We start from the raw sequence: 5,519 nt of genomic DNA on the forward strand, positions 1-5,519 counted from the left end.
CCCCAAGAGCGAGGCAAAATAACCCGCCAAAGCGGCCAGAGCGCCTTTCAAAAAACGCCCATCCGCCTCGTGCGCTAAATATCGACTCCCATGCAAAACCCTCACAAGGGGAGAAGGAGAGCGCCTCAGCCAATCCCGCCCGTCACAACATAGGCCCCGCCGACTATCCCATCCGGCGACTTCGCAATGGCCGTGACGATCGAGCCATATGAACCCCGCCAGACGCTGTGGAAACCTTGATGCGTCGCGGCGGGCACCACGATCCGGCCGGTGTAGCGATTCCCGCCGGCCCGCATGATCACCGGCTCGCCGTTGACGTAGACTTTCACGACCGTTTCCGGCTCCGCCCGCTCGATCTCCAGCGCGATCGTGATCTCGTCGGTGTCACCGGCGGGGACCGTTTCGGCAGTCAGCTTCAGGGCAAACGGCGCGTCGCTAGCGCCCCTCCTCACACCGCTGCCCGCCGCAAACACATCATCGGCAAGCGCGGGCGTGCGCGGCGGGGCGGTGCGGCGCTTGGTGGCGCGCTCATAGTCGCCGGCAATCATCAGCAGCGCCGTGTCGTCATAAGCCTTGCCGGCGAAGGTCAGGCCCACCGGCATGCCGATATCGGCCATGGCGCCCATCGGCACCGTCACCGTTGGGATGCCCAGATGCCGCCAGACAAGATTGCCATTGGCGACCCAGGTGCCGTTGCGCCAGGCGAGCCGGGCGGAGGCCTCGTTCACGTCGGCATCGGCCGGCCCGACATCGGCCACCGCCGGCAGCACCACGGCATCGAAGCGGTTGGCATCGAGCCACTCCTCGAAGTCGACGCGGCGCGTTGCCTCGAGGCCTTTCAGGCCTTCCCCTATGGCTGGGATATCTTCCAGTCGCGCCACGCCCCGCTTCGCCCGCTCGACATACTGCGCCAGATCGAAATCGGCCTCGCCGTAACGGTCGCGCAACGCGCCCGGCGGCTGCGGGAAGATCTTTGCGCCGTCGACCGAAGCAAGATCGGGGATGGCCGGGTCGGCATTGGCGCGCAGGAAATCGTCCCACGACCAGATCGACAGGTCCCAGATCTCGCGCTCGGCGAATTCCGGCGGCACCAGCCCACGGTCGACCATGGAGCGGGCGCCGGGACGATCGCGCTCGTAGTTGGAGACGACGGGGAAATCGACCTCGACCACTTCGGCGCCGAGCGCTTCCAGGTCGCGCGCCGCCTGCCGCCAAAGCTCCAGCACCGAGGCGCGCGTCTCGATCGGCCTGTCGGCGCCGTCATCCTTGCCGATATACATTTTGGGCACGCCCAGCCGCTTGCCCTTTAGCGCGCCTTGCAACGGAAGGGCGGTGTAGCTCGCCGGCCGCAGCGTCGAGACTTTCGGGATATCCACCCAGGGCTGGACGCGCCAGAAATCGCCGCGCGCCTTGGCATCGTCGGCGACGATCACGTCGAGCAGCACCAGCATGTCGGCGATGCTGCGCGTATGCGGCACCACCACATCCATGGTCGGCACCAGGGGCCAGTTGCCGCGCACCGAGATCACGCCGCGCGAGGGCGTGTAGGCGGTGAGCGCATTGTTGGAGGCGGGCGCGCGGCCGGACGACCAGGTTTCCTCGCCGAGCCCGAAAGCGGCGAGGCTGGCGGCGGTCGCGGTGCCCGAGCCGTTGGACGAGCCGGAGGCGAAGGCGGCGGTGAGGAAATCCTTGTTATATGGGCTCTCGGCGCGGCCATAGACGCCGCGCTGCATGCCGCCATTGGCCATCGGCGGCATGTTGGTGAGGCCGATCAGCACCGCGCCCGCGGCGCGCAGTTGGGCGATGGTGAAGGCGTCCTCCGTGGCGACGAGATGCTCGAAGGCGGGCGAACCCGCGGCGACCGTCAGGCCCTTTACCTTGTAGCTGTCCTTGGCGGTGTAGGGGATGCCGTCGAGCGGTCCGAGCGCCTCGCCCGCGCGGCGACGCCAGTCGGACGCTTCCGCTTCCCCGAACATGTTCGGGTTGAGGACGGGCACGGCGTTCAGCGTGATGCCGTGACGGTCGTAATGGGCGATGCGCCGCAGATACGCAGCGACCAGCTCGACACTGGTGACGGTGCCCTCCTCCAGCGCGCGGCGCAGGTCGGCGATCGAGGCTTCGACGAGGTGGAGGGTGGGCATGGCACGTACCTTGGACTTGGCGGCCGGAACCGATCGAGGGGCCGCGTTCCGTCACACCCCCTCTGCCCTGCCGGGCATCTCCGCCGCAAGGGGGGAGATTGATGTCACGATCGCTTTCGCCAATTTCCGGGCTGGAGTGTAAGCCGGCGCATGCTGCTGACCCCCTGAGGGGGAGACGGCCGAGCTTTGCCAAGACTAAGTGCGGGACATCATCGAGGCGAAGAATGTGGCTCGATAGAGAACCTTACGACCCTGCCGGCCCACGACTGTGCGCGGAAAGCCACATTGCCCAGGAATAGCTGGACTGAACGGAAGGCGCATTGGTTGACAGCACACGATGTTATGGGATCATCCGGCAGGGATTTTGCAGGAGAGCTTGGCATGAAGAAAGTCTACGAGAAGCCCACTTTGGTTCTTAGAGGCAGGCTTGGGGCGATCACCGCCGCGAATGCGCCTGTGGTGTTGTCCAACCCGCCGCAATAATGCAAGGCATCCGCCGAAGCAGGAGCAAACATTCCTTGGCGTGATGGAATTCCAGAACGGCGTGCGGCCTCTTCCGGCCCCATTGCCGGGACAAGATGCCGATGGCAGTCCGCCGAAATGCCAAAGGGTGTCTACGCCGCTCAGCGCGCCAGCACTAGATCGTCCAGCACGAGCTGCCAGTGGTGCCTGGTGGAAACGCGCACACGCGTCACAGCCTTCAGCATGGGCGCGTAGTGAACCGGCGCCAATGCCGATAGCACCACCTCATCGCTGGCGACGAGTTCGTCGCCCAGCCAGCTTTCAATCAGCGCCACCTCGCCTTCCGATCTCAGCCAGGCGGCGGTCAACATGACCGAATGAAAGCCGAAGGGTGTGCTGCCGCCGAACTCGGCTGGGTGGCCGCTGCTGGTATAGGCTGCGTGGTTGCCGCGGATGCTGCCGTTGAGATAGCCTTCGCTCTCCTTGACGTAGTTTCTAGCGATGGCGTTGATGTTGCGCCACTCCAGGCCGGCATGGCCAGAAGGCACTTTCTTGAAGTCGAGTGATGTGACGTCGTCAAACCCGATCCGCGACAGCACGGCCTCGTCGGCGATTGCGTCCGGCCTCAGTTCGCCGAGGTCGGTCGGATAGGGACAAAGCGCCAGACGCCGCCCGATATCCGGGCCCGAAATCTCCAGTGTGTCGGCCACGTCCGGGAGGTCGAAGTGGAAGCTGCCTGCCGCAAGCGGCATGGTCTGCAGCAGTTCGCCCTTGCCCATCACCTTCAATGTCGCCTGCGCCGATGCCGGGGTCTTGCCGCGCAGGCTGCGCCCCGGGACCAGCCCGACAAGTCCAGGCAGATCCTCTCCCACCAGGCCGGCGGGCGACCCCGGCAGTTCGACCAGCCGCAACATCTGGCTCTCATTGCCCGTGCTGACGCGCCATCCCTTGGGGACGGACACCGAAAACCGGTAGAGTCCAGGCGCGCGGAGGCTTGCCCACCGCTTTCTGGTCGACATGAGGAAGTTGGCGAAGCCGGAGCTGTTGCTGGTGGCCGAGGTAATAAACGCGCCCTTGTCGTCGAACACCCGTACGACAATGCCGCCCATCGGCCGGTCGGCCTCGCCGAACCTGCCGTCGCCGTCGACATCCATGAAGACGAAGGACGAGTAATTCAACGCGTGGTCGCTTGCCGACCAATTGGCGCGGGCCCGATAATCGTGCGCGGGATCGGCGCTGCGGCGCAGCTTGCGCCGCTTGCGGCGCCGGCGTAGGGCGAGCGCAATGAGCGCGATGGCCCCCGCAACCACGAGAGCCGAGACGAAAAGGACAAGAGCGTTAGCAGCCACAGGCGCCGCGCTCCTGGCCGCGCAACCGATTGCCGGCGATCAGTATCGCCAGCGCCGGCAGCCTGTCAGTCGGTCTCTTCATCGGTCTCCCCCGCGCCTCTCGCCGTCCGATGGCGGCAGGCGGCCAACATCCTAGCCGAGCCTTCCGCCGTGGCTAAAGCATGTCTCTCGAAAGTGGGAACCGGTTTCGGGATAAAGACATGCGTAAAATCAAAAACCTAAAGCGCATGGAGCGAATCTGAAAGATCGCGACGCGCTTTAAGTGCCGGACATCACAGAGAGGCGATAAATGTGCCTCGATAGATCCTCCCGGCGATATATTCCGAACGCGGCTCCAGCCGCCGCGGCCATCACACTATTGGGCGGCGGTTATTTCAGTAGAACGCTGTCCCCAGAAACAGAACGGCCCGTCCTGGCCGCTTACTTGACAGGAACTCGTCGTATGAGATTATCGGACGGAATTTTCGAGGAGAGCAATCGCATGAAGAAGACTTACGAGAAGCCTGTTTTCGTCCGCAAGGGCAAGCTTTCGGCGATTGTGGCCGGTTCGCCGGCTCCACAGTGATCGAGAGCCCCAAAGCCTGATCTTTCAAGAATCCCCGCCACGGCGGGGATTTCTGTTTTCTCACCCCAGTTCCACCCACACCGGCGCGTGGTCGCTGGGATTGTCTCCTCCCCGCACCTCGCGGTCGACGCCCGCCGCTTTCAGCTTTCGCGCCAGCTTCTTCGACAGCAAGATGTGGTCGAGCCTGAGTCCCGCGTCGCGCGGCCAGCGGTTCCGGCGGTAGTCCCAGAAGGTGTAGAGCCTCTCTTCCCTTGGAAAGACCTTGCGCAGCGCGTCGGTCCAGCCCTGGCCGATCAGCGCGGCGAAAGCGGCGCGGCTTTCAGGCTGCACCAGCGCGTTGTCGTCATAGGAGCGTGTCTCATAGATGTCGCGAGGTTCGGGCACGATGTTGAAATCGCCGGCAAGCGCCACCGGCAGGCCGGTGTCGAGGAGCTCGGCCGCATGCGCGGCGAAGCGCTGGTGCCAGGCGAGCTTGTAGTCGAATTTCGGGCCCGGCCTCGGGTTGCCGTTCGGCGCGTAGAGGCAGGCGATGACGACGCCGTCGACCGCGGCCTCGATGTAGCGGGCCTGGCGGTCGGCATCGTCGCCGGGCAGCGCGTCACGCGTCAGCACCGGCTCGGCGCCGCGCGCTAGGATCGCCACGCCGTTCCAGGTCGGCTCCCCCTTCCACACCGCGCCATAGCCGGCGTGCGCAAGCCTGGTCAGCGGGAACTGCGTGTCGCGGGATTTCAGCTCCTGCAGGCAGACGACATCGGGTTTGGCGGCGGCCAGCCAGGCCAGAAGGTTTTCCAGCCGGCTGTTGATGTTGTTGATGTTGAAGGTGGCGAGTTTCATGTTTGGATGCCGCCGCTTCGCGCTTCGTCATCCTCGGGCTTGACCCGAGGATCCTGTGTGTTGGTTCTGGTGTATGGTTGAGGTGGGAAGGAGACCGAGTGGATCGTGGTCGTCCTTTCGGACAGGCCGTGGCATGGCCCGGTCCCTTCCCACCGGTGAACCATCAAC

4 protein-coding genes are annotated in these 5,519 nt (G+C 64.9%); 1 reads left to right on the top strand and 3 read right to left on the bottom strand.

Features of this window, described 5'->3' with window-relative positions:
- Positions 1-125 precede the first annotated feature (125 nt).
- Positions 126-2,141, bottom strand: coding sequence for an amidase (locus EOA28_RS23365; RefSeq protein ID WP_127386389.1), 2,016 nt, complete (start codon positions 2,139-2,141; stop codon positions 126-128).
- 381 nt (positions 2,142-2,522) lie between these two features.
- Here EOA28_RS23365 and EOA28_RS23370 point away from each other — a divergent pair, with 381 nt between their 5' ends.
- The gene (locus EOA28_RS23370; RefSeq protein WP_112130457.1) at positions 2,523-2,624 is read left to right on the top strand and encodes a putative RiPP precursor; all 102 of its coding nucleotides are present in this window, start codon (positions 2,523-2,525) and stop codon (positions 2,622-2,624) included.
- Between the two features lie 140 nt (positions 2,625-2,764).
- Here the strand turns inward: EOA28_RS23370 and EOA28_RS23375 are convergent, their stop codons facing one another.
- Entirely contained in the window at positions 2,765-3,952 is a 1,188-nt protein-coding gene (locus EOA28_RS23375; protein ID WP_127253712.1) for a hypothetical protein, read from the bottom strand.
- 625 nt (positions 3,953-4,577) lie between these two features.
- On the bottom strand, positions 4,578-5,351 hold the full coding sequence (locus EOA28_RS23385) for an exodeoxyribonuclease III (protein WP_127253711.1): 774 nt from the start codon (positions 5,349-5,351) through the stop codon (positions 4,578-4,580).
- Between the last annotated feature and the right edge of the window lie 168 nt (positions 5,352-5,519).

Origin of the sequence: Mesorhizobium sp. M2A.F.Ca.ET.067.02.1.1 (assembly GCF_004023285.1) — a bacterium.
Lineage (GTDB): Bacteria > Pseudomonadota > Alphaproteobacteria > Rhizobiales > Rhizobiaceae > Mesorhizobium.